We start from the raw sequence: 24,478 nt of genomic DNA on the forward strand, positions 1-24,478 counted from the left end.
GGTTAAAAATTTAAGGGAGTTCCAGCGGACTGAAACTCCCAACTATTTATCGCGTTAATTTTACAGTACCCTGTTCCCGCACGACTTTTCCATAATAATCATTCCCCACTGCCATCCAGATATAAATCCCTTCCGGTACTTTCTTTCCTTTACTATTCGTACCATCCCACGCTACTTCACCTTTCTTTGATTTCTGGTACACCTGGTTGCCCATACTATCTAAAATATCAAATGAAGTAATTGTCTTTATTGTCTTTGCATACACCTGCAACAGGTCGTTCTGTTTATCTCCATTCGGCGAAAACTCTTCCTGCACCATAAACGCTTTTGGATTCGCCACACTCACTCTCAGCGTATCGGTAGTGATACAACCATTCATCTGCGTCATCTTAATATAATAAGTCTCCGGTGCTTTCAGTATAGCTTTGGGGTCACTCACCTTTGTATCCGTCAGACCATTATTCGGCATCCACTCATAAGTCGCCGCTTCCAGCTTTCTAGCATTCAGCTGCACTGGTTTCCCGGGCTCTGCTTTTACAGCCGGTAGGGCCTTTGCTGCCATTGGTTCCTTAATCGTCACATCATGAATACTCGTTCCACCCATTGATGGACAAGCCTGCGGCGTAGCCGTCAGCACCACGGTGTACGTGCCTACTTTGGCATAGGTAAAGCTCGCACTGTTATTCTCACTACTCTGCCCATCGCCGCTATGCCAGTTATAATCTATTGGCCCTGTAGCCTTCGTTTTGTTGGTAAAATAAACAGAAGTACCTGTACACCCACTGGCATAAGCAAAATCTACTACCGGTGGCAATACCTGTGTCATGGTCACAATATTCGAAGTATTGGAACATCCATTCACATCCACTGCTATTGCTTTGTAATCTCCGGGTGCTGTTACATCCAGCGAGCTTCCTTTTCCAATAATAGAGTCATTCCGCATCCATGTATATGCATATTTTCCTGACGCACTCAAAGGTAATGGCTTCGTTCCGCACACTACAGTTCCTTTATCTGCTTTGATCGACGCTGCCGGCAATTTATTCACTGTCAGCAGCCCATTCACATAAGTAATATCATAATTCTCTGCAGCTGCCCCCGATGGTATCAACGTATTTGTGGCATCTGCTCTCACTGTGGGGAGACTGGTCAATACACTATCTGACTCATCGTACACCCAGCCTTTATAGCTCACTGTAAAGGTTGGATCTGGCATACCATAGCATTTTGTAAAGCTTTGCGCTGTGATGGTCAATGGCGCCTTGTCAATTATCAGTTTCTCTACTGTACTATCGGTAATAATATCTACTTCCCCCGCCTTCATGATCTGTACCATCCATTTGTGATCTTCCTGGTATACCCTTGCAACACTGGTATCTGAAGATGTCACCAGGATAGTATCGCTGAAATTCAATGAAAAGTCCGGATCCCCATATTTTTTCTGGCCATATCCATTTAAACAAATGAAACACAATACAATGAGTAATCGATTCATATTAAAAATTGCTATACTTTGAAACAAAGATAGCACTCCGACTCATTTATCAAAAATGCCCCGCCAATTCAGCCCCTGTCTTGCCTGGCTAACGATGTACTCTTTTGTACCGTACCTTATAATTCCGTTCCCAGAACTTAAACCAGGCCTTATTTTTAGGATAACTTCTATGAGAAGTAGCATTATTACAAACAATCGCAACCAGCAATAATATCAATACCCCGGTCAGCACCGGACTTAATACATACAAATAGCCCAACGACTTTACCTTGGCAGTACCAATATTCGCGATCAGGGCAGTGGCCCCTCCTGGTGGATGCAAAGTTTTCGTAATCTGCATCATTACAATTGCGAGCGCCACAGACAATGCAGCTGTGAACCATATTTCTCCCGGCACCAGTTTATAAATCGTAACGCCTACGATCGCACTTATTACATGGCCACCGATCAGGTTACGGGGTTGTGCCAGCGGACTATTGATAATTCCGTATACCAATACTGCTGAGGCACCAAAGGAGCCAATTAAAAAGAGATTGTCAGAAGCTGGCAAAAAACTACTATTCAGCAAGCCAATAGCCCCTATTCCCAAAAATGCGCCTATGAATGTCCAGATATGTTCTTTAAGGTCGATCAGTGTTTCGTGGTAAATGATCAGACCGGCCCTGCGCATGTGCCGGCGTAATTTTCGATGTATCATTGCGCCGCAAAAATAATCATTTACTTTATTGTAATCAAGGTTTCAAACGTGAACGCATATCTCACATTTCTATGTGAGATCCCACACATGTATGTGATACTACTTTCAAATCAACAAACAGCTACAATCCTCTACCACGGCTACTTTAAAAAGACATGTCAGCATCGCAACATCCGGCAGCAAGTGCTCAGTAAAAAAAATTTAAACAATAATGAATCACAGCTTGTTTTTGTAGATGCGAAAGTATTTACCATTTTAAAAACACCCTAATCATGAGTACAGCAACCCTCAAAGCAAGCAAATGGAGTAAGACCTCTCCACTATCCGCCCTTGACGTTATTCGTATCGAATGCGGTATTGACGAAGAATTCAGAAAGAAATTTATTGCAGACCCAGCCGGCGTATTAAAAGCACATGGCATTGATGTACCAGCTGATGTAAAGATCAATGTAGTGCAGGATACACCCAGCACTTACAACATCACGATTCCTGCTTTCCGCGGAAATGATTTATCTGCTGCATCACTGAAATCAGCAGCAGCTGATAGCAGCGGCACTACATGGTGTACTACATGTACAGCTACATCACCAATCTGCATTGGTTCTGTAGCATCATTGACTTGTGCATAACGCCTTTACAAACCGGGTAGCAATACCCGGTCTTTTTTTTCCCCTTTATCCGAAAACCCATTATCATGAGTGCTGTTATTGAGCAAAAGGCAGTGTACGATCTTAGCCTTGCATCCCGTATCAATAGTGAACCCGTTATCCCTGAGCTAACTGAACCACTCTGCCAGCAGGCAGCTACTTTATTACAAAACCAGCTACAGTCAAAAGGAATAAATATCCAACCAGGTGTATTCAATAACCTGGTAGATTGGTATGGAAAGATAATTGCCAGGTTGACAAACAACCTGCTTATCCAGCGTTATTCCAGTTTCTTCCTGGCTGTATATCCCTTCTGGCGGCCAAAGAATACGGAACCAGGAGATTGTGAGCCAGGTGCCTCCAGGGAAAAACTGGATGAATACATTATATGGGAAAGTGAACAAAATCTATTCTCCGGCAATGAAAATTACCCGGAGTTAACCCGCCTGCTTACACTCACACAACAGAACTGGCTGACAGTTATTGATGAACTCTTTGACAGGCTACAACTACACCGCGCAGATGGCATACCTGCATTGGAGCAATTAACAGCGATTCATTTCGGAATTTCCGACCCGCATGATCACGGGAGAACAGCCGCGATATTAGAGTTTGAAGATGTGAAGATGGTGTATAAACCCCGTTCGCTGGATGGTGAATATGGATGGAATTATATACTGGATTACTTAATGGAGAAGGGATTAAATTATGATTTTTTCTTACCGGCGGTATTAAATTTCGATGGGTATGGATTCATGGAATTTGTAGAACCATCTACTTGTCATCACAATCATGAAATAGCTGGCTGTTATGAAAAGTATGGAGCCATCCTGGCCATTGCACATGCTTTTGGCACATACGATTTGCACCATGAAAATATCATCGTGCAGGGTGATAGTCCGGTGGTGATAGATGCTGAGCCATTATTCAGGTGCCTGCTCACGAATTCTGAAAGTGGTGAAAAACGTTTAAAACTGGACCGCAATATATCACTGGAAGATATTGAGTCCAGTGAATCTGTGATGGATATTGGCATGCTGCCACATACCATTTTGAGTCAGTTGGATAAGGATGGTAATAAACATGTGGAGTTTATATCAGGGGCCTTGCATGCATTCGGGAGCGAGCCGATGAAAGAGTTTGTATTTTGTGGAAGGGGATCTGATAATGTACAATTATTGGAGAAATGGTTTACTGCAGCTACCATTCCTAACCTACCTTCATTGAATGGGGAGCCGCAATTACCCAAAGATTATTTAGCGGAAATTGAAAAAGGGTTCCGTACGGCACACCAGTTTTTGTTAAAATACAGGCAGGAGATTTTGTATAAAGATAAATTGCTGGATCAGTTGCGCCAGTTGAACTTAAGGCTACTTTTAAGGCCAACGGTGCATTATGGACTGGTGTTTATACGCAGCATCAGTTTGCAATTGCTCAAATCATATGAGCAGCGTAAGCAAAAAATACTGGAAGACCTGAGAATCTTAGGCAGATTAAGGATAGATGCCATTGACAATATTGAAGTACAGGAAGCAGCAGGAATACTAAATGGTGATATTCCCCGTTTCGATGTACTGGCGGGTGGGTCGAGTGCTTATGATACTACACTGCTATACTCTCCTGTTGAGATGGCGAAACAACGGTTTGAGCGCATCAGTGAAAAAGAACTGGAACTGCAAATTGTAACCATTAAAGAAAAGATATCAGAGCGATCACAAAAAGGGCAACCTGCATTTGCGATCATCGAGTCGATTGTGAATGCAACGATCTGGAAGAATGATGTTCCATTCTGGGCGTATACAGCCTATGCACCAGGCTTTGGCTGCACCATGGTTCATGCTGATCCGGAGGCGCTGTATGATGGTGTGTTAGGTACAGCAGTAGCTATAGCAGAAGCAGGTAAATTAGCCAATAATCAATCGTGGATGGATCTTGCATTGAAAGCGATTCGTCCGCTTTCTACTCCCATCAGTGTAAACAGGGGTGGCGGTCTGGCCAGGGGGCTGGGTGGGGTAATCTACGGCATTCTCAGGATAGCAGAAGCCACGAATACCCCGGAAAACATTCAGCTCGCCAAATCAATTGCCATCAAATACTACAAAGCTGTATTTGCAAAAGAAGAGTTGGACGAGATACTGCATGGGCGTGCCGGGTTTCTGTTAGCGATGATCGCCTTGTATAAAAGGCAACCAGATGCCCTGCTGGAAACAATTATAGAAGAAACTGCGCAAACATTAATTAGCCGGTCTGTCTCTCATGCAAGGGGCACCTGCTGGAAAGTATTGGATGGGCATTCCTTACCCAATATCAGTCATGGTACTGCAGGCATGGCTATGGCACTGGCGCGCTGGTATGAATTGTCCGGCGATGTAAAGGCTAAAAATGTATTACTGGGCGCCATGGAATACGACAATTCATTCTGGGATGCTACAGAAAGCGGCTGGATAGATGCGCGGGTGGCAGGGCTACAGGAAGATCAGAAAACAACCTGGACATGGTGTAATGGTCGTAGTGGAGGTTTGCTGTCCCGGCTGGCTGTATCACAGGCCATAGGCACGCCATTCATTGATGATTATTCACATCATGCATTATGTGCCCCGCATACAGACATTTTACACGAAGCGGCACCGGGCTTATGTTGTGGCACAGCGGGGGCATTAGATACTTTGTTAAAGATCAATGAATATTATCCTTCCGAAAAATTGCAGGCACATATTGCGCAGGCGAGCCGTTTAATTACTTCACATACACCTGATAGTCATTATTCCAATTTAATGCCTGCATTGTTCACAGGTAGTGCCGGATTGGCTTTTGCAATGATGCGGGGGATGCATCCTGAGAGGGTGGAGTCTATGCTTTGGTTTGGGTAAGGTGATCGGGAGGATGAGGAATTACATTATTAAACACCAATATGAACAAGGCTGGGGAGCAAAACTAATTTCTCTCTTAGCGGCCGACTTGAAGAAGGCATTTCCTTCTGTCAAAGGGTTTTTTTCCAGAAATTTGCTGTACATGAAGCAATTTGCAGAGGTATACCCAATAGATATATTGCAGACTTACAACCAGCTGGAAGAGGAATTAAGTAAAGAGAATAGTTCATCTTACGATTGGAAAAACAAATTAATGTCAATTGAAAAACAGTCAGTTATAATTACGCAGCAGGTTGCTGCGCAATTAGGGAAGAAAATATTTTTACGATTACGACCTTCTCTAATTGTGCAACAGGTTGTTGCACAATTTGCATAATTCCTACTCCTATTCACACTCCCTCCAACCTAAATTTCTCAAATGCATCAATCAATAAGATATTCAATTGCTCTCAATAATTTTCACATCCCACGGCACTAAACTCACCGTGCTTTTTTGATTCACGGCCTTCCCTGACAACAAGTCTTTTCCTGTTTCAAAAGGATAAGTCAATGTTTGCTGAGTATCTGAGTAATTGAACAAATAATGGATGGTTCGGCCGGTTACATTCTTACCTGTCTTTGTAATTATCGGGAAATGTAGTTCATGTGCTACACCAGCTTCTTTTGCACAATTCTCCATGATCTTTTCGCACAAGGCATTGCCCGGCATAAATGCAATGTAAGTTGCAGTACCCTTACCATATTGATTACGTGTCACCGCTGCATATTGCCGCCATTGTGCATGGTCATAATACGCGAGTACTTTAGCTGTAATAGGTGTCACTAATTCCATCCAGTATTTGATCTCATTATCCTTTGCACCAAATGGATCACCTTTCAAACCTACATGCTCAGGCACTACAAACTGGCTGTAGTAATTACCAGTAACCACATTGATCACACCAGGCTGTGGCGTATAACGCACCTGCACATTTTCGTTAGAGAAGCCACTTTTGAATGTATAGACAATATGTCCGCCATTCTCAACATATTTATTAAGTCGTTGTAAAAGCTCGTCAGAAGCAGCATACAGCGCAGGCACCACAATCAGCTTATACTGATCCAGGTTTTGATTGGAAGGATCAATAAAATCAACCCCGATATTCATACGATACAATGCATCATAAAATGGACGCATAATATCATTATATTTTTCAGGGCCAAAACTAAAGGCATTGAAAGCAGTATTGGCTTCATTACTAAAGAATATAGCCACTTCGTTCTTTTTGCTAAGATGCTGCAAATCCTTACTAAGCCTGTCAAAATCTGCCCCGATCGTGATCGCTTCATTGTAAGTAGGATTAGGTGCAAAGTCATGACTCAACAACCCTTTCCAATAAGTCTCCGCACTATTATGAATAGAAGCCCAATGCCAGTAACTCACCATATCTGCACCACTGGCCAGATGACTGAACGCCTGTAACCTTAACTGACCCGGATAAGGTGTCCAGTTCGCAAAACCCTGTGCCTCTGTTTCCATCACAAGGTAATTCTGTCCCCCTTTCATAGAACGGGCCAGGTCGCCACCTAATGAAATCTCAACCCCTGTCAACTGCTGCTGACTGGGATGATAAATATCTATACCTGCAATATCCAATGCCCTGGCGGCAGCAAAGTGATCTACTTCGTCCTGTATACCATAAGAATACCCTTTCCAGCTCAGATCAAAGTTCTGTGTAATAAACTGATCCGGGCGTTTGTATTCTCTCACAATCTTCGCCTGCCATGCCAGGAACTCCGTCACCAGTCGCCGCTGGAACTTTGCAAACTCCGCCTTCACACTGGCATTTACAGAACCATTCACAGATGGAAAGTCATCCCACGAGCTAATACGGTTACTCCAATAGTTCAACCCAAAGGCATTATTCACACTATCAAGGGTGATGAACTTCTTTTGCAGGTATTCCACAAAAGCCTTTTGTACATTCGGACCTGCCGTATTATAGGCTTTCGTTTCGTTATCCACCTGGTACCCGATAATGGCAGGATGATCTTTCACATGCTCCATTATTTTCCGGATAATGCGCTCTGCATAATAGCGGTAATGTGGATTGGTAATATCCATATTCTGCCTGGCGCCAAACTGATTTTGGCCATACGGGGTAGTGGCCAGTACATCAGGATACTTCTTCACCAGCCATGCCGGTACAGCATAGGTAGGTGTACCAACGATCACACTGATGCCTGCTTTGTGCATGGCATCGAGTACCCGATCGATATGCGTAAAGTTGTACACGCTATCAGTAGGTTCTTCAGTGGCCCAGGTCGATTCTGCTATACGCACCACGTTGATATGTGCAGCCTTCATCATAGCAATATCCTTATCCAGCCGGTCGTAAGGCATATATTCATCATAATACGCTACGCCGTAGAGCAACTTATCCCTTACCTGTGCAAATGAAGTAATGGCAGAAATGCAACATGCAGTTAACAATAGTTTTTTCATAACACCAGCATTTAAAATTGAAGGACGCTTCCGAATCCCATCTTGGCGAAAAGTACAAGGCATAGGTCACAGACTTGCTTCACACCGAATCAATAATAAGGCATTTTAAGATAACTACAAATTCCGCTTAATATCCGAAACTGATCTTCGTCAGTATATTCATAAATTGAGACTGATCTTCGTCAGGATCTGCGTTGATGGGAAAAAGTACCTTTGCATGCCCGTCATGCCAACGGGACACACACATATGGACACAGAACTATTATCGCCTGCTGGCTCGTTTGAGGCCATGCAGGCTGCTATCAATGCCGGTGCAAACGCCATTTATTTTGGTGTAGAACAACTCAACATGCGCAGCCGATCCTCCGGCGGATTTACCATCAGTGACATTGCAGCAATAAGTGAACGTTGCCATGCAGCAGGCGTAAAATGTTATATTACGCTGAATACCGTGATGTATGAATATGACATGCAGCTACTGCAGGCGATACTGAAAGCAGTCAAAGAAAACAACGTGGATGCGGTGATTGCGTCTGACTTTGCCGTGATTCAGTCATGTGCTGTGATGGGCATTCCTTTGCACATTTCCACACAGGCGAATGTAAGTAACCTGGAATCGGTACAATTCTTCGCCCGCTTTGCTGATACGATTGTACTGGCGCGTGAACTAACCCTGAAGCAGATTGCTTTTATCTGTAACGAGATCAAACGTAAACAGATCAAAGGTCCTAACGGCGAACTGGTAAAGATTGAGATCTTTGTACATGGTGCCCTGTGCATGGCTATTTCTGGCAAATGCTATTTAAGTCTGCACAGCCAAAATGCTTCTGCCAATCGTGGTGCATGTTTGCAAAACTGCCGCCGCAAATATAAAGTATCAGATGCGGAAACAGGAGAGTCACTGGAAATAGACAATGAATACATTATGTCTCCGCAAGACCTGTGTACCATCAATATACTCGACGAGGTATTACAATCAGGAGTCACCGTACTGAAGATAGAAGGCCGCAGCAAAGGTGCGGATTATGTACATACCGTAACTACCTGTTATCGCGAAGCGATTACTGCTATACAGCAAGGCACTTACAATGCCACCATGATTGAAGACTGGATGGCGCGCTTGTCAACTGTGTATAACCGTGGGTTCTGGGAAGGCTACTACCTGGGCCGGGAAATGGGGCAGTGGACAAACAAGCCGGATTCAATCGCTACCGAAAAGAAAATTTATGCGGGTAAAGGTGTGCGTTTTTATCCCCAGATCAAAGTAGGGGAGTTCTTTATAGAGAAAGGTACCTTACAGCAGGGAGATGAATTGTTATTGACCGGTAATGCCTTTGGAATGGAGAAGATCAGTTTTGATACGGTACTGGTGAATGGTGAGAAAAAGGATAGGGCGGTAAAGGGCGATAGCATTACATTCCCGTTCCCACATAAGGTGACAACTACAGATAAATTATATAAACTAATAAATGCCTAAGATCATACATTATAGAGATAAATGTATCGGTTGCAGTATTTGTTTTGAGATGCAACCGGAGTTGTGGCGGATGAGCCGTAAAGACGGTAAAGCGGTGTTGCTGGGTGCAGAGGAGAAGCGGGAGACGCATGTACTGTTGGTGAATAACCTGCTCCTGCAGGAAGCAAAAAGTGTAGCAGAGGCTTGTCCTGTGAAAATTATCAAAGCAGTTGGTTGATCAGTATTGTCCTATCTGCACACTGGTTGGGTTTTTCAAATTTCCAGCTGTACCAGTCATTTTTAATCTGCCGGTTTTACTATCCCTTTTAAATACAACAATATTGCCGCTTACTACATTGGCGACGATCAAAAATCTACCTGCAGCATCTATAGTAAAATTCCTTGGATGCTGGCCATAAGTAGACTGGTAGCCGATAAAATGTAGTCTGCCATCTTTGGCAATAGCATAGATAGCAATATTGTTTTCCTTGCCGCGGTTGGCGGCATACAAAAAGCGTCCATCGGGTGATACATGAATATCAGAGCTCTCATAACCTGGTTTCTCATTCCCCTGGTGGGCGCTTATTCTTTGCATACTATCCAGTTTACCATTGTTATATTTATACACACTGATGTAACCGGCCATTTCTTCTGTACAATAGGCGAATTGCCCGTTGGGATGAAATGCAAGATGGCGGGGTCCACTACCAGGCACGGTATGATGGGTAACTATTCCAGATAGGTTTAATGGTTTATCTTTTGTACTATCAAAAGGATAACCTCTTATAATATCTGCTCCCAGATCAGGGAAATAAACATACCTGCCATCGCTGGAAAAGATCGCTGCGTGAACATGTGACTTGTCCTGTCTTTCGGGATCAATACTTTTTTCAGTATAACTGATATGCTGTACGGCAGGAGCGATGCTACCATCATTATTGATGGGATACACAGCCACACTGCCTTCTGTATAATTTGCATTGACCAGCCATTTCCCATTTGGATACACATTTACATACACCGGGTTTTCACCACCGCTGGGTTGGCTGTTGATAAAGGTGAGTGTCTTTTGAACCGGATCAAATGCAAATGCGCTCACGCTACCGGCACCGGGTGTTTTGCTTTCTGTACATGCATATAATACGCGCCCATTAGGCGAGAGTGTAATAAAAGATGGATTAGCAATACCTGTATAGCTAAGTACGGAATCCAACTTCCCTGTGGTCGTATCCAGCTGGAATACATAAATCCCTTTGGTATTCTTATCCCAATTGTACGAGCCGGTAAAGACGTAGGTATTTTGAGCAGCCAGGTTATTTGTTAAGAGAATGGCCAGTAGTAAGCATAAGTTTTTCATAATTGAAGGGCGTGTTAGTGCACACCCTTCAATTTACTATAAAAATCGCTCATCAAGTTCTCCCCACCAATTTTTAACTGGTAAGCGCTGGATATAGGACACTTCCCCCACTGAGTAATAGCATAATTTTCATCTAATATCCATTTTGTTCCAGATTTCGTTACCTTAGTACAAGCACGTTTGTTCGAATTCCATTATATCAGCATTTATTTTAGGGACAACTAACCAAAATCAACAGATCAGTAAAGGACATAATAGATTTAAAAACAAGATTGTCATTAAATCTTCCATATTTATGAAGACAGCCATAGACACCTAGAAGGTACTATCCATAGGATGTTTAAACAATTTTCAACCGGTTGCAGGGGCAACCGATATATTTAGTATTGTTCTCAAAGAAACCATTGCCTCAAAATATAATCTTTATAACCATGAAAAGCAGTACAATTCTGGCCGGGATCAAGTATGCCTTTTTCTTTCTATTTCTGTATACCGCTTTTAATAAGCTGATGGCTTATGATTACTACCTGTACGATCTCAAAAGATCACCGGTTTTAGGCAATTATGCAACCATCCTTGCCGTACTGGTACCCGCCGCAGAGTTGCTGGTAGCAGGACTCTTACTACCGGAAAAAACCACTAAAGGAGGTTTGCTGGGTTCATTAACCCTTATGGTACTCTTTACCTTTTATGTAGGATATGTAGTTTTTTTTGCTGCCACCAGGCCCTGTACCTGTGGCGGAATAATCCGTAATCTGACATGGCCACAGCATCTTGTTTTTAACCTTGTTTTTTTAATGCTTTCCATTGCAGGTCTCTATTTACAAGGCAAGTCTGAAACTTCAACATACAAGTATACGGGGGACGCCGAAAAACCTCTAGAGTAGGCACTATTATCCATCTTTAATTAATCCTTATGAAAAAGAAAAAGTTACTAATCGCATTGCTTCTTATGATCAGTGCTGCTGGCGCAGCTAAGGCTACCAAAGCGAGAGATTTTATTGGGTATATCAATTACGGCGGGGCCTACGTACAAGTTTATGTACCCTTCGACTGTCCATTTACAGGGTGGGGATGTACCTACACCTATTGGAACGGCGTTAGTTACCAGGTTTATCTTCAGTCCGGATTACAATTCTACCCGGTAAGGCCATAACCGAAAAATATCCAGGAACTGATTCAAAAAGTTCCTGGATATTAATATCCTTCATTCTGTAACAGGTTGGGAGCCCGTTTTATTTCTTCAGCAGGAATAGGCCACAACTGCTTTGTCGCATTCCAGCTTTCTCCACCCCTGTCAGCAGTTACAGTAGCCATTACGGAATTGACATTTCCAGTCCGTTTCAGGTCAAACCAGTAGTGACACTGTTCTGTAAACAACTCCACCTGCCGTTCCTTCAATATGGCATTTATTAAGGCATCCTTATCCAAATTACCGCCAGGCATTGCAGGCAGCCCCGCCCTGTGTTTAATCTTATTTAGATCTGCAAGTGCCTCGGATAATTTACCAAGATGTGCGCTACACTCAGCCCGTACCAGGTATATTTCAGCCAATCTGAATATCATTGAATACTCTTGCAGATCTTCACCAAAACTTATCTTAAACTTATATGGGTAATAATAGGTAACGGCTGAAGGCGAAGCACTCCGGTCTATATACGAACCTATCCAATGCTTCTTTCTCTGATCGCTATTCTCAAAAGATCTGAACAAAGACCTGCTTATGGCCTGCTGCTTCCCATTCTTTGGTGGTTGGTTTAATATAAATTCATTGCCCTCAGTAGTGTTGATCTTGCTAACATTGGGCGTACTGGCCATCAATTGCCAGATGGCTTCCTTGCTATTCTTTAAAAATACCTGGTCAAGTGGTACAAGTGTATAGGTCTCATTCATCGCAATGATGGCACTGGCCTGCTGTTCGGCCTCCTCATATCTTCCAAGGTAAAGATAAACCCTGGCTAACAATGCGGATACAGTAGCTTTATTAGGGCGGGTACGTTCATTACTAATCGTCTTACTATCAGTTCCTACATATTCGTCCCCAAGATCTTTTTGGGCTGCCAGCAAATCTGAAATAATTTGCTGATAAACTTCACTCATTGGAGCCCGGGAAAGTAATGCATTTACCTTAGCATCCGTCGTGGTAGGCACCGGTATATCCCCAAATAAATTCACCAGGTAAAAATACCAGTAAGCCCTGATAAAAAGCGCTTCAGCCATCAACTGCTTTCTTATAACCGTATCCAGGCTTCCAGAGTTGTAACATCCCCAATACACATCATTGGCATCACGAATGTATGAATAACAGGCATTCCACAAATTGGTTATGTACAGATTATTTGGAGAGATCTTGTTCCAATAAAGTTCCCATGCATTATCGTCCCAGGCCAGCTCCAATTCGTCGCTATAAAGTCCGGTAAAGCGAGCTAGTTTAGCAGGCGAAGCATCCTGACCAAACATAGCGCCATAAATATGATATAAGGACATCATGGCAGTCATATCATCTTCATAGGTTATCGTGGCTTCAACTTTTGAACCTGGACCACCCACGTCAAGAAATTTACGACATCCTGTACCCTCTAAAAACAAAAGTATTAAAATACAACATCGCATTTGGCGATAACTCATAGTTGCATAATTAAAATGATTACAAACTTATACGAAGTCCTAAAACAATAACCCGTTGCGGTGGTAGCCGGTAAGTAATATGAAAACGCTGGGTTTCAGGATCCATGCCTTTAAAGTGTGTCCAGGTAGCCAGGTTCTGTGCACTAAGGAAAAATCTTGCCGATTTAAGCCCCACATGTGCATTCCACGACTGGGGCAGGTCCCAGGAGATGAACACATTCTTAAGTCGTATAAATGAGGCATCAACAATACTGTTATCACTTTGCGTTTGTAAATTTGTGGCCTGTATTGCATTCATATCGCCCGCAGCATATCTCTGCACACTGGCTATATCTCCAACATTTTTCCACCTGGAATCATCAGACAAAGGTTGATTTCCTCCGGATGCGATGAACCTTCCCGGCATTTCCATGCTGGCAACGTAATATCCGGACTGCTTCACCAACTGAAGAAACATAGAAAATGTGAATCCCTTATAAGTAACTGTATTTCCCCACCCAGCATAAAATTTGGGGCCAATGAACCGGGGATATCTATCCTGCCCATCTATTTTCCCATCCTTATTTAAATCTGCAAATTCCGCAATTCCAGTAGCCGGATTGATTCCTTTAAACTGATAAACATACCGGATACTCAACGGTTGGCCAACAGCATAAATAGAAGAATATAGAGAAGACTCAATATTTGGATAGGATACTAACTTGTTATATGGAACAGTAAGATTAAAAGCGTTCTCCCACTGGAAGTTCTTTTTTTGAATTTGCTTTACGCCCAATTCCAATTCCAGTCCATTGTTCTGAATCACAGCGGGCAAATTTGCAGTAGTATATTTATATCCGGTCACAGCTGGCAAATCATATTTGACTAACTGGTTTTTTGTATGGTTCCGAAAATAATTTACGGCTATCGTATATTTTCTGTTGAACCGCAATTCAATACCTGCTGTCGATTTAATTAAAATTTCCCAATTGTATAGGTAATTGGTTAGCTGCGTACGTTCAAGCCCCTGAATTCCGCCATACCCTGTCGAAACTGTATAGGTATCATAAAATTGATAATCTGAAAACTGGTCATTGCCTGTTCTTCCAATGCTGCTGTAAATTTTCCCGAAGGTAAGAAAGGGGATATGCTGAAATACCGGCATTCTTGTAAAAAGCCATGCTATTGCTGCACTACCAAAATATTCAGTTCTCATCTTTTCGCTATACCTGCTGCTACCATCATTTCTACCGGTAAAATTCAGATAAAGCAAATCTTTGTAATTATAGCCTAAGCGGGCATAGACACCATTATAACGGTATAGGTTTTTATCTGTGCTGATACTCACATGGCCCGCCAGCGAAATATTGTCGGTAAGGGCATCGCTTTCAAAATCAGTGCCTACTATCATACTCTGATGCTGGTTGCTTTGCTGAAATGTAGTACCCATCAAAACATCAATGCAATGTGCATAATTTATTCTGAAGGTGTAATTGGCCTGGGGTTCCACAATCCAGGATTTAATAGCATTTACCCCCTCGCTATGCGAGCTGGTCGCTGAAAAAGTTCGTAAATCCGGGCTCATAGAACTGAGCGGAACTATTAAACACTCAGCCAGCTGTATATAGTTATACCCCAGGTTTGCACTGATTTTGAACCCGGGTAGCAATTCGTATGACAATTTGCAACTTCCCAGGAAGTGATTAAAAGCGGCACGATAACGCTGATGAAGTTCTCCATAAGGATTTTGAAATGTTGTATCCTCCCAGTTCAAATCTCCGGCGGCGGTGTATAAAGAAGGAGCATTGGGAGCGAGTAATATTTTAGATGTAATGTCGCTCACCGGAAGCCGGTTTTCATTATTCAGATAGTGTAAACCAATGTCCACATTTGCCCTTTTATCCTCAGAGGTATGAAGCAGGGTCATATCAGCAGATAATGTAGTGCTGGCAAAGTTGCCCGGGAACAATGCACTTTCGCGCCTATACACTCCACCAAGGCTAAACCGGGTTTGTGCATTCCCCGCAGTTAAACTGCCACTGGCATTTGTAATATTTGAATGCCCTCCAATAAATTTTTTCTGCCAGTCAGTATTTCTCGTGGTATCCCATTTCGTCAGGTCGTAATCACTACTATCTAGTTTCTGGTCGTCGTTGTTCAATGCCTGATGTCTCATTGCCAGGTACTGTTGTGTATTCATGAGTTTCAGTCCCCTGGTAATTCTTCCCTGCCCGGAATATACGGACATACTCAACGTTGATTTACCTGGAGTTGGCCTTTTAGTTCTGATCAGCACTACACCATTAGCACCCCTACAGCCATAAATAGCCGAAGCGTCTGCATCCTTTAAAACCTCTATACTTTCTATATCTTCAGGCTGAGGCAGTTGCATGGAGCTCAAATTGCCTGCTGCATTGGCCAGCTGGTTAAGTACTGACATCGTCAACGGAACACCATCTACAATATATAAGGGAGCAGTGCCATTAGATAAACTGTTTATGCCTTCTATACTGATATCTACAGCAGCACCGCTAACCCCGGATTCCTGGTTAATATTAACCCCCGTAATCCTGCCCGCTAATGCCTGTAACGGGTCACCAACAGGCTGCCGCTCAATTTCATCAGCAAACAGGGTTCCTACATTGCCTGTATTGACTTCCTTATTCACATTGTAGTAGCCCTTGTTGATATCAACGGGTCGCAATTGTTGCTCTTTTGAAGACAAAGTACAACGAAGAAAATTACGCTCATTGCATGTAAACTCCCTGGTCTTATAACCCATGTAGCTAATTGTAAACGTATCCTGCTTAGTCACCTTTAGGAGCAGAAATCGCCCTCCAATATCTGTAATATAGCCCTTCTCCCGACCTTTGATAAAAATGGTAGCCCCGGCTAGTGGCCTGTTTTCAGCATCTACAACAATACCTTTTAAGTCATGTACGGTAGCAGTTTTACCAGCAGGATCCTTGTATTTGATTTGCACATATTTGCCATTGATTTCGAACAAATAATTATCATTGAGGATCTTTTTTAAAACTATTTCTAATGGCATTGAAAAAACAGTCAGCGTAATTGGTCCTATTGTATTGGTAATACCGGCCTGAATGGTAAAATTGATACCTGTTTGATCGTGCAGGATTTGCGATATATCATGCAAGCTCTGTCCGTGCACATCCAGGTCAACCCGTTGGGCATTTAATCGATTACTACCTATTAGAAAAAACAAAAAAAGAAGTTGATAAAATTTCATATAGCGGGGGGATTGTTTCTTTACATAAAAAATCCCTCATCAACTTACTAGCCCAGCATGTGGCCATTTGTTAATGAGGGATGAAGGTGTAAGGAGAAAGAGGTACTATTCTACAGTAATGACATTATTATTCAATACTAATTTTACCCCGGTAGATTGCGTAATTTCTTTTAATAGATTCGGCAGCGTTTCGTACTTGCCATATACTGCATCGAGGGTAACAGCAGTCACCCGGCTGGAATCAATATCTACCTTATACCACCTACCTAGTTGTTTAAGTACATTTTTTAATGGAGTTTGATTAAAAACAAATGCTTCCTTCCAGGATGTAGCACTGCCAGGGTCTACCTCTTTCACTTCAAACCCCTTGGGGCCTAGTGTAGCCTGGAATCCTGGTTTTAATAATACTTCCTGGCTATGGCTGCCGGTAGTAGTTATCTTTACGGCACCTTCCAGCAGCGTAGTGCTGACAGGCTCACCATCATAACTGCTTATATTAAAATGAGTACCTAGTACCTGCACTTTTTGTCCCCTGCTATGAACAATAAAAGGTCGCTTTTTATCCGGGCTTACTTCAAAGTAGGCTTCGCCCTCGAGGAAGACTTCTCTTTGCTTTCCTGCAAAACTTCTGGCATACCTCAGACTACTTGCACCATTGAGATAAACTACCGTATTGTCAGGTAATGTTAATTTAAAATCGTTGTCCCGATGGCTGATGGTCGTATCCATGGTAGCAGCTATGGCAGCATTGTTGACTTTAGTAGGGGGCTTGTAGTATAACAGCACTCCTACTGCAATGGCTGCAGCAGCAACAGCAGCGGCTACAGAGCGGCCAATGATGCGGGTTTTATGCCTATGCACGGGCATCTGCTTTCCCCTTTCAGCAATCAGTCTTTCCCAATCATCAGACATTGCATGGACGTTCATTGAAAAGGGCTCTGCATAGTCCGTTTCTTTGACAACTTTATTGAACCAGGCGTTTACGAGTTCCTCTTCCTGCTCGGTGCATTGCTGGGCGGCATACCTGAAGAGTAAATTTTCTGCATCTTGTGGGGTCATCGTTGAGGTTTTTTGGTTGTTATTAGGATATGTAAATTAAGTCTGCTCCCGGTCCTTCTTGCTAACGAATGCCAGAATAGAACCATAGATCAGTTTTGACGCATGCTTTAATAACTCAATAAGATCACGGCCAGTTAAGCTTCCGGGGTGGATTAAAATAATGCTGCTGATTATAATAAGGAGGCCGGGAAGTAAGGTCATGATAAAAATGTAGTGGTACCAGTTAAACTGCCCATTTACCATCATGGTTACCATATAAGTGGTAGTAAACATTACACTCATCCAGAAGATCCCTCTTGTCCATAAATTTCTCATAGAATATTTTTGATTTTGCGATGTTATCAGGCAATTTTATGTATAGCAGTGGCATACCACCCAATAAACGGTTGGTGATTTTTGTGGTTAATAAATAATTGAATTGGTATTTTGCCGCTATGACTTGCTATTCACGATGCACACAACTATATAACAAGAAAAAAGAGGGTATGGGGTAAAGGCTAGGAAAAAAAACTAAAAAATTTATTTAATTGCAATAAGAACTGTACGAAATAAAGGGTCAAAATTAGTTTTAGCATAGAACGAAGGAACTTATTTCCATAGTAGATTTGCTTTTTAACCGTTTCCTCTGAAATATCCAGCTCGGCGGCAATTTGGTGCCGTTTTAGAAACCGTTTTCTGCTCATTAAGAATATTTGTTTCATCTTATCTGGCATTTGATCTATCCCTTTCTGGATAAGCTCCTGGAGTTCTTCCAGGATAAGATCTGCATCTGTTGGTTCGGATAATTCGTTCACATGTGCTGCTAAGCTGTTAAAGCACTCATCTTTTCTCTTATCCCTGATCAGGTAGTTAATCACTTTCCGTCGGATGATTTGAAATAAATAGCTTTCAAGATTAAATTCCGCATCCGGTTCTTTTTTGATTTGATACAGTGAAATGAAGGTTTCCTGTACCAGGTCATCGACAAAAATGTTGTTATTGCGGGTCATTTTTAAAGCGAATGCCCTTATACGTGCCCAGTAACGTTGATATAATTCTTTAAAAGCGGCATCGTTGGAACTATTGATCATATTCAATAGTTCAGCATCTGAGAGTTTGGTATATGCTACCATTGGTTGGATAGTTTTGGTGTTTAACAAAATGCGGCAAAGCTAATGTGATTTATTCTAAAATGACACGGAAAATGTCTTTCTTTAACCGGAGATTAACATTTGCTATTGGAGAATTCGATTGCAAAGCAATCGCAAAAGAAGCACGTTCACATTTGACCTCCCATTTTGTCAATAGAGAAAAAAACGTCAAACTGACAACAATTATATACTTTCATTTAGCCGTTTTATTTACCTTTAAACCCATTATATGATAACTCCCTCTTGAAGCATTGCAGTAAACGATGGCTTTCAAATTGTACCTGAAAAGTTAACTTGTATTTAATAACAGCTTTGTTAACATGAATCCACTATTTAGATTAACATTAATCCTATTCCCGTTATTTATTCCTAAACCCGCTATTTGTCAAAATATTACCGGACAAATAACAAATAAAGAACATAAAAAAATTGAGTTTGCTACAATTAATTTATACAAAGATACTTCTCTGATCGCCACAACAATTACTGATAGTACAGGCGGATATATATTTAATGGCGTACCTGATGGAATTAAAAGAATGCAGGTATCTTCCATAGGTTATAGCAATCAGGAAATAACCTTTGGTAATCACCGGGATACAGTAATCAATCTGCAGCTAATCGAAGAAAAAAATTTAAAAGAAATTGTAGTCAACAGCAAGAAAAAACTCATAGAAAAAAAGGGAGACAGACTGGTATTCAATGTAGAGAACAGCATTATGGCGTCAAGCATGGATGCTTTTACAGCACTACAAAATACACCCGGTGTCATCATTACAGAAAACGCTATACGCCTGATCGGCAAGGGAAGTGTCAGCCTGATGATAGACGAAAAAATAAACCACCTACCCACTGATGCCTTAATCAATTTCCTGAAAAACTTACCGGCATCCGATATAGCAAAAATTGAAATCATTGCAAATCCTCCTGCACAATACGAAGCTCAGGGCAATTACGGCCTGATCAACATTGTTATGAAGAAAAGCGTCCGGCTTGGATACAATGGTGACGTGTATGCAAAATGTAAGCAAACAGCCTATCCTATGTACAAAACAGGCACTTCCTTTTATTATGACAAAGCTAAAACCAAGGTGAATGCAGGTGTGAACTGGGGAGATGGATCTTATAAACAATCTATAACAAATACTGTTAACTACCCTTTTTAAAATTGGGTATCAGAAGAACCACAGCGGCAATATAACCGCCAGATATCAGGCACTTTTGATGTAGAACAACAACTATCCAGGAAAAGCAAAATCAGTCTCGATTATAATGGGTTTTATCAAATACCTGATTTGTTACAAAATACAACATTAACAATTTTAAATTCCAGCGACCAGGTTGACTCATCACTTATATCAAACAATAAAACAAAACAACGGATAAACAACCAGTCCATTAATACACAATACACTTATTTTTTTGATTCTATTGGAAGAAAGAAAATGGTTTTGACAGCTGATTACATTTACTACACTGCCAAGAAGAATTTACCATTTTCAAGCACTACCAAAGATGCCAATGGAGCTGTTATTTCTGACCCTAATGAAAGATCTTTATCCAATGGTATTCAATCCTGTAATATTGGAACATTAAATACGCTTTTCATTTTCCCAATCAAAAATGGAGAATTAAATTATGGTGCAAAATTTAGTTTCACCGGCAACAAAGATGATGTTTCCTACTCCAATTGGATAAATGATGCATGGCAGATTGATTCAACTCAAACGAATATATTTTATTACAGGGAAAATACGCAGGCAGCCTTTGCCAGCTATAGAAACAGTTATAAAAAGTGGGATTATCAGATTGGAGTACGCGGGGAATATACACAATTGAAGGGGGGATACGATAAAACTTTCTCACAACTCAATACTTCTTATTTTAAACTCTACCCTACGGCATATTTAAGCTACAGACTGAATGATGATAACAGTTTTTCCATCAATTATGGCAAACGAATTGACCGCCCCGCTTACTTTCAGTTAAATCCTTTTCGCTGGCTGATTAGCAAATATACTTATGTGATTGGTAATTCCACCTTGCAACCCAGCTATGTTCATAATTTTGAATTATCTCATAATTATAAAGGCGTTTTAAATACAAGCATTTTCTTTAGTAAGGAGAAAGAGGGAATTACACAATTGAACATAGTAGACACAGAGGATTATTATCAATTTATAACAATAAAAAATGCATATAATAAAGACATTATCGGTCTGAATGTCTTTTATTTCCTGGACAAAATAAAGAATATAGAAAGTTCCATCCAGGGATCTCTGACGTACCAAAAAAGTAAAATGTTTGTTAGCGGCACAATACCACAATCAGAGGGTTGGAATTATTATTTCTCCATAAATAACCAGATATACATCAATAAAAATAAAACAATCCTGGGCAGTTGTAATTTCTCTTACAATTCATCAAACGTTGATAACATTTATCATTATCAGTCCTATTCCCAATTTGATGTTGGCCTACGTTTTATCCTGTTCAATAAAAAGGTATCCCCGGATGTAAGCGGCAGCGATCTATTTAAAACCAACATTGTTAAATCCACCAGCCTGATTAACGGCATAGCTCAATCCAAGAGTTATGATGCCGGTGTCAGGAGCCTAAACATAGGTGTTCGTTACAAATTCGGCAATTATAAGCTGAGAAAAAATGATAAGGGTTCAGGAGCTGAAGATGAAAAGAACAGACTGAAATAATTTATGCATAAATCGTTCGAGGATGGCTAAAAACGTTAAATGGCTGAATAACCATTTGTCTTGCAAATTTGATTATTCAACCATTTAAATTAAAATTAAAAAATAAAAATCCAGCCTCGCATTCAGATATGTTATTTAACAACATCTTCTAATAACCTTAAAGGCTATCTGGTTTTTCAACTTTCACTATTCTACAATCATAGATCCCTTCAAGAGAATTGTTCCATAATATTTCGGAACTACCTGGTACTACAACTCCAAGTATTTTATAACAAGAACCCTCGAACATAAACGTATCAGTAATTCCAGCAGGCTTGCCATCCAAAAACTTTATTGTCGCAATAGTACCAATTCGAGAATAGTTATCCTTTTTTAATATTATCGCCTTACGCATACTGTTATATTATGGTCAAATTTATCAATTGCTATTTTCCAACTTTTTAGTCCAAGTTTCTCTTGCCCTTATAATCTCATCCATTTCTTTCTTAGACCATTTTTCATCTTTACCAATCTTCAATAAAATATTTTGTGCTTCCACTTCCATAAGATATGGATTACTTGTAAAATAATCTTTCCCATATTTAAGAAGCTGTTCATGGTGCAATATTTCTTCTGCTATTTCTCGTCTTCTAGGATTTGCTCCCAAAATCATAATGCCTTGACCCTCTGTTTGAGCCATATATGCAGCTTTAGCCTTTCCTTCTAAATATCTTATAGCGTCTGGCCCTTCCCAAACATGCAACCCAAGAACATGTATTTGGCTATTAGTTCCCAAAAGTTTTTTAGCAAATCGGGGTACTTTAAGCAGAGTCTGTCTTGCATAGCCCCCCAATTTATTAGATGAACTCCCTGGACTAATATCGTCAGGTCCTGGATTTAACGCTCCAGCAGTAAATGTTATTCCCTCGGCAACCAGCATTTGGTTTTGCGGCAGACTTCCCCACAATGCTATTCTCCAAAAACCACTTTCGGCCATCAAACCTACTGTGGGTGCTGCAACAACACCTATTACCACTGTCCCTGCTGCTATAAATCCTCTCCTGGCATTTGCACTTCCTCCGGTAGCAGCACCATTGGATGGCAAATATGCTCCCGAAGGAATAGGATGCCTAATTGCATCTGAAGCCAAAGACTCATACATCTGTCCTCTGAACATTTGTATATGTCGGACATCACCACCATCTAAATCTATTCCCTCAATTGGTGTATTACTTGCAAACTGATATGGCGTTAATTCCGGATAAGATTTCCTCAAAGGATCCACACTCAAAAACTTCCCAACACTCGGATCATAAATCCTTATCCTATAATCCTGCCGATTCCCATCTTCCTTAACCTCAATATCACTCTCCTTACCATTAACCCATAACAATATCCGCTCGCGTAGATTCACCCCGACAGAGACCTACTGCCTGCACACTTTTCTACTCATACCTTAAGGTATAGTTTTTCTTTCATCTGTTATTCATTTGAAAGGAAAAATAACACTACGTCGATGGGATAGTGGATGCGTTACTGATGCTCAAGTCATAATCAACAATATAAAGTTGAAGACTATTCAATAATAAGAAAGCCAGATTATTTATTGACCTGACTCCTTATTAATCTTGACAGAATTACACCTGTAATACTACCCTATAATCCAATTCTTCACTCAAGTATCTTCAATACGGTAATATTAATTGCAAACAGTACCACAGTTATGACACTAACTATCTTGACAATAGAAACAACTTTTACTATCCTTCTCAGTTCCGAATCATTAGGATTACTATCTAATAATGTTTTGTAATCAATATCTTTTATTATCCATAATACACCGAAAGTTGTCATATAATCGAATGCTGTAATCCATTCGACCCTACTTTTTTGATCCATCTATTGTAAATGGTCTTCTTATTAAGGATTAATATTTGAAGCGATCCAAAAAGAATGAATCCCAATGCTTTTAATAAAGCAATCAATATTTCAACCATCTCTATCCTGATTACTTTGTTAATATTTCTGTAGTAGTACCAAAAGATACTTTAATTTCAATTCCGATTAATAAAGATAAAAATCCGAATAACACCTAGCAGACCAGAAGATCTCAAACTTCTGGAGAAGATAAAAAAGCCATTATGATCTCATTGATACATAAATCAGAAATACTAAATCCCGTAAGGCGTATTCATAATAATAAAGGCTAACCTATTGTGTGAGGTCGGCCCTTATTATTATGAATTCATTAATATTTCATTATAACAAAATCACTGGTATAATTTAAAAGAAATGAATAAATATTTTGATTGTCCATTTTATTGTATTGTTGAGATACATTAATAGTTAAATCTGAATATCCATACCTGAAGTCTAAATTAATAACATGGTTATTGAAATACAATTTAAAAACATCATTTCTTTTTTCTCGAATTTTTATAATTAATTTATTGTCAGTATAAATCATTGATTCATAATTTCCATTATTACTCCTATTAGATATAATATCTGAACAGAACAACTTTTCATTCCGCGCTATTTTGATTGTATCCTTATCAAAAAAACCAAAGAAATAAATTCGGACTTCATAGTTTGCTCTGTAATCAAGCTCCGTCTTTCTTCGAAGGGAATCCTCCCTTATTTCAATGTGAATTGAATCTTTTTTTTCAGAACTCTGAGAATATGCATGTTTAACAAAAATTGATGTCAAAATCAATGTAAGTATAAATTTCATA

Annotated in this window: 21 protein-coding genes; 9 read left to right on the forward strand and 12 right to left on the reverse strand. The window is 40.7% G+C overall.

What is annotated here, in order from left to right; genetic code table 11:
* Nucleotides 1-46: 46 nt before the first annotated feature.
* Together ABDW16_RS14030 and ABDW16_RS14035 are read right to left on the reverse strand one after the other, a co-directional pair.
* Nucleotides 47-1,495 carry an MBG domain-containing protein gene (locus tag ABDW16_RS14030; RefSeq protein ID WP_343670518.1) on the reverse strand — a complete coding sequence of 483 codons (1,449 nt, stop codon included), beginning with the start codon at nucleotides 1,493-1,495 and terminating at the stop codon, nucleotides 47-49.
* Nucleotides 1,496-1,583: 88 nt separating this feature from the next.
* On the reverse strand, nucleotides 1,584-2,165 hold the full coding sequence (locus tag ABDW16_RS14035) for an HPP family protein (protein ID WP_343670519.1): 582 nt from the start codon (nucleotides 2,163-2,165) through the stop codon (nucleotides 1,584-1,586).
* 299 nt (nucleotides 2,166-2,464) lie between these two features.
* On the opposite strand from ABDW16_RS14035, the gene ABDW16_RS14040 reads away from it, so the two are divergent.
* The 3 genes from ABDW16_RS14040 to ABDW16_RS14050 all read left to right on the forward strand — a co-directional run bounded on the left by ABDW16_RS14040 (nucleotide 2,465) and on the right by ABDW16_RS14050 (nucleotide 6,085).
* Complete coding sequence (locus ABDW16_RS14040; protein WP_343670520.1) at nucleotides 2,465-2,821, forward strand: hypothetical protein; 357 nt, start codon at nucleotides 2,465-2,467, stop codon at nucleotides 2,819-2,821.
* Nucleotides 2,822-2,886: 65 nt separating this feature from the next.
* The gene (lanM, locus tag ABDW16_RS14045; RefSeq protein ID WP_343670521.1) at nucleotides 2,887-5,709 is read left to right on the forward strand and encodes a type 2 lanthipeptide synthetase LanM; all 2,823 of its coding nucleotides are present in this window, start codon (nucleotides 2,887-2,889) and stop codon (nucleotides 5,707-5,709) included.
* A gap of 13 nt (nucleotides 5,710-5,722) precedes the next feature.
* A complete protein-coding gene (locus ABDW16_RS14050) occupies nucleotides 5,723-6,085 on the forward strand; it encodes a DUF1016 N-terminal domain-containing protein (protein WP_343670522.1) in 363 nt (120 codons plus the stop codon).
* A 63-nt stretch (nucleotides 6,086-6,148) separates the two neighbouring features.
* On the opposite strand, the gene ABDW16_RS14055 is transcribed toward ABDW16_RS14050, so the two are convergent.
* The gene (locus tag ABDW16_RS14055; RefSeq protein ID WP_343670523.1) at nucleotides 6,149-8,194 is read right to left on the reverse strand and encodes a beta-galactosidase; all 2,046 of its coding nucleotides are present in this window, start codon (nucleotides 8,192-8,194) and stop codon (nucleotides 6,149-6,151) included.
* Between the two features lie 247 nt (nucleotides 8,195-8,441).
* Here ABDW16_RS14055 and ABDW16_RS14060 point away from each other — a divergent pair, with 247 nt between their 5' ends.
* Both ABDW16_RS14060 and ABDW16_RS14065 read left to right on the forward strand, forming a co-directional pair.
* Entirely contained in the window at nucleotides 8,442-9,671 is a 1,230-nt protein-coding gene (locus tag ABDW16_RS14060) for a peptidase U32 family protein (protein ID WP_343670524.1), read from the forward strand.
* The gene (locus ABDW16_RS14065) at nucleotides 9,664-9,888 is read left to right on the forward strand and encodes a ferredoxin (protein ID WP_343670525.1); all 225 of its coding nucleotides are present in this window, start codon (nucleotides 9,664-9,666) and stop codon (nucleotides 9,886-9,888) included. Before ABDW16_RS14060 ends, ABDW16_RS14065 begins: the two co-directional genes overlap by 8 nt.
* Here the strand turns inward: ABDW16_RS14065 and ABDW16_RS14070 are convergent, their stop codons facing one another.
* On the reverse strand, nucleotides 9,889-11,007 hold the full coding sequence (locus tag ABDW16_RS14070; RefSeq protein WP_343670526.1) for a lactonase family protein: 1,119 nt from the start codon (nucleotides 11,005-11,007) through the stop codon (nucleotides 9,889-9,891).
* Nucleotides 11,008-11,438: 431 nt separating this feature from the next.
* Here ABDW16_RS14070 and ABDW16_RS14075 point away from each other — a divergent pair, with 431 nt between their 5' ends.
* Together ABDW16_RS14075 and ABDW16_RS14080 are read left to right on the forward strand one after the other, a co-directional pair.
* Nucleotides 11,439-11,894, forward strand: coding sequence for a MauE/DoxX family redox-associated membrane protein (locus tag ABDW16_RS14075; RefSeq protein WP_343670527.1), 456 nt, complete (start codon nucleotides 11,439-11,441; stop codon nucleotides 11,892-11,894).
* Nucleotides 11,895-11,923: 29 nt separating this feature from the next.
* Entirely contained in the window at nucleotides 11,924-12,163 is a 240-nt protein-coding gene (locus ABDW16_RS14080; RefSeq protein WP_343670528.1) for a DUF6520 family protein, read from the forward strand.
* A gap of 41 nt (nucleotides 12,164-12,204) precedes the next feature.
* On the opposite strand, the gene ABDW16_RS14085 is transcribed toward ABDW16_RS14080, so the two are convergent.
* From ABDW16_RS14085 to ABDW16_RS14105, 5 genes are all read right to left on the reverse strand, one after another.
* Complete coding sequence (locus ABDW16_RS14085; RefSeq protein WP_343670530.1) at nucleotides 12,205-13,557, reverse strand: RagB/SusD family nutrient uptake outer membrane protein; 1,353 nt, start codon at nucleotides 13,555-13,557, stop codon at nucleotides 12,205-12,207.
* Between the two features lie 97 nt (nucleotides 13,558-13,654).
* Entirely contained in the window at nucleotides 13,655-16,840 is a 3,186-nt protein-coding gene (locus ABDW16_RS14090) for a SusC/RagA family TonB-linked outer membrane protein (RefSeq protein ID WP_343670531.1), read from the reverse strand.
* Nucleotides 16,841-16,969: 129 nt separating this feature from the next.
* Nucleotides 16,970-17,923 (reverse strand): FecR domain-containing protein, encoded by a 954-nt coding sequence (locus ABDW16_RS14095; RefSeq protein WP_343670533.1) that lies wholly within the window; start codon nucleotides 17,921-17,923, stop codon nucleotides 16,970-16,972.
* A gap of 36 nt (nucleotides 17,924-17,959) precedes the next feature.
* The gene (locus tag ABDW16_RS14100) at nucleotides 17,960-18,238 is read right to left on the reverse strand and encodes a hypothetical protein (protein ID WP_343670535.1); all 279 of its coding nucleotides are present in this window, start codon (nucleotides 18,236-18,238) and stop codon (nucleotides 17,960-17,962) included.
* A gap of 182 nt (nucleotides 18,239-18,420) precedes the next feature.
* Nucleotides 18,421-19,035 carry a sigma-70 family RNA polymerase sigma factor gene (locus ABDW16_RS14105; protein WP_343670536.1) on the reverse strand — a complete coding sequence of 205 codons (615 nt, stop codon included), beginning with the start codon at nucleotides 19,033-19,035 and terminating at the stop codon, nucleotides 18,421-18,423.
* A gap of 338 nt (nucleotides 19,036-19,373) precedes the next feature.
* On the opposite strand from ABDW16_RS14105, the gene ABDW16_RS14110 reads away from it, so the two are divergent.
* Both ABDW16_RS14110 and ABDW16_RS14115 read left to right on the forward strand, forming a co-directional pair.
* Nucleotides 19,374-20,219: a carboxypeptidase regulatory-like domain-containing protein gene (locus ABDW16_RS14110; protein ID WP_343670537.1), complete on the forward strand. Its 846-nt coding sequence runs from the start codon at nucleotides 19,374-19,376 to the stop codon at nucleotides 20,217-20,219.
* A gap of 129 nt (nucleotides 20,220-20,348) precedes the next feature.
* On the forward strand, nucleotides 20,349-21,764 hold the full coding sequence (locus tag ABDW16_RS14115) for an outer membrane beta-barrel family protein (protein ID WP_343670539.1): 1,416 nt from the start codon (nucleotides 20,349-20,351) through the stop codon (nucleotides 21,762-21,764).
* A gap of 157 nt (nucleotides 21,765-21,921) precedes the next feature.
* Here ABDW16_RS14115 and ABDW16_RS14120 read toward each other — a convergent pair whose 3' ends face one another.
* The 3 genes from ABDW16_RS14120 to ABDW16_RS14130 all read right to left on the reverse strand — a co-directional run bounded on the left by ABDW16_RS14120 (nucleotide 21,922) and on the right by ABDW16_RS14130 (nucleotide 24,477).
* Nucleotides 21,922-22,158, reverse strand: a complete 237-nt coding sequence (locus ABDW16_RS14120; RefSeq protein ID WP_343670541.1) for a hypothetical protein — start codon at nucleotides 22,156-22,158, stop codon at nucleotides 21,922-21,924.
* A gap of 24 nt (nucleotides 22,159-22,182) precedes the next feature.
* The gene (locus ABDW16_RS14125) at nucleotides 22,183-23,136 is read right to left on the reverse strand and encodes an RHS repeat-associated core domain-containing protein (RefSeq protein WP_343670542.1); all 954 of its coding nucleotides are present in this window, start codon (nucleotides 23,134-23,136) and stop codon (nucleotides 22,183-22,185) included.
* An 855-nt stretch (nucleotides 23,137-23,991) separates the two neighbouring features.
* Nucleotides 23,992-24,477 (reverse strand): hypothetical protein, encoded by a 486-nt coding sequence (locus tag ABDW16_RS14130; RefSeq protein WP_343670543.1) that lies wholly within the window; start codon nucleotides 24,475-24,477, stop codon nucleotides 23,992-23,994.
* Between the last annotated feature and the right edge of the window lies 1 nt (nucleotide 24,478).

This window comes from Chitinophaga sp. (assembly GCF_039596135.1).
Lineage (GTDB): Bacteria > Bacteroidota > Bacteroidia > Chitinophagales > Chitinophagaceae > Chitinophaga.

Bases quoted from the DNA above. Each gene is read 5' to 3' on its own strand.
- ABDW16_RS14030 (WP_343670518.1), bottom strand. From the start codon at position 1,495: ATGAATCGATTACTCATTGTATTGTGTTTCATTTGTTTAAATGGATAT.
- ABDW16_RS14035 (WP_343670519.1), bottom strand. From the start codon at position 2,165: ATGCGCAGGGCCGGTCTGATCATTTACCACGAAACACTGATCGACCTT.
- ABDW16_RS14040 (WP_343670520.1), top strand. From the start codon at position 2,465: ATGAGTACAGCAACCCTCAAAGCAAGCAAATGGAGTAAGACCTCTCCA.
- lanM (WP_343670521.1), top strand. From the start codon at position 2,887: ATGAGTGCTGTTATTGAGCAAAAGGCAGTGTACGATCTTAGCCTTGCA.
- ABDW16_RS14050 (WP_343670522.1), top strand. From the start codon at position 5,723: ATGAGGAATTACATTATTAAACACCAATATGAACAAGGCTGGGGAGCA.
- ABDW16_RS14055 (WP_343670523.1), bottom strand. From the start codon at position 8,194: ATGAAAAAACTATTGTTAACTGCATGTTGCATTTCTGCCATTACTTCA.
- ABDW16_RS14060 (WP_343670524.1), top strand. From the start codon at position 8,442: ATGGACACAGAACTATTATCGCCTGCTGGCTCGTTTGAGGCCATGCAG.
- ABDW16_RS14065 (WP_343670525.1), top strand. From the start codon at position 9,664: ATGCCTAAGATCATACATTATAGAGATAAATGTATCGGTTGCAGTATT.
- ABDW16_RS14070 (WP_343670526.1), bottom strand. From the start codon at position 11,007: ATGAAAAACTTATGCTTACTACTGGCCATTCTCTTAACAAATAACCTG.
- ABDW16_RS14075 (WP_343670527.1), top strand. From the start codon at position 11,439: ATGAAAAGCAGTACAATTCTGGCCGGGATCAAGTATGCCTTTTTCTTT.
- ABDW16_RS14080 (WP_343670528.1), top strand. From the start codon at position 11,924: ATGAAAAAGAAAAAGTTACTAATCGCATTGCTTCTTATGATCAGTGCT.
- ABDW16_RS14095 (WP_343670533.1), bottom strand. From the start codon at position 17,923: ATGACCCCACAAGATGCAGAAAATTTACTCTTCAGGTATGCCGCCCAG.
- ABDW16_RS14100 (WP_343670535.1), bottom strand. From the start codon at position 18,238: ATGAGAAATTTATGGACAAGAGGGATCTTCTGGATGAGTGTAATGTTT.
- ABDW16_RS14105 (WP_343670536.1), bottom strand. From the start codon at position 19,035: ATGGTAGCATATACCAAACTCTCAGATGCTGAACTATTGAATATGATC.
- ABDW16_RS14110 (WP_343670537.1), top strand. From the start codon at position 19,374: ATGAATCCACTATTTAGATTAACATTAATCCTATTCCCGTTATTTATT.
- ABDW16_RS14120 (WP_343670541.1), bottom strand. From the start codon at position 22,158: ATGCGTAAGGCGATAATATTAAAAAAGGATAACTATTCTCGAATTGGT.
- ABDW16_RS14130 (WP_343670543.1), bottom strand. From the start codon at position 24,477: ATGAAATTTATACTTACATTGATTTTGACATCAATTTTTGTTAAACAT.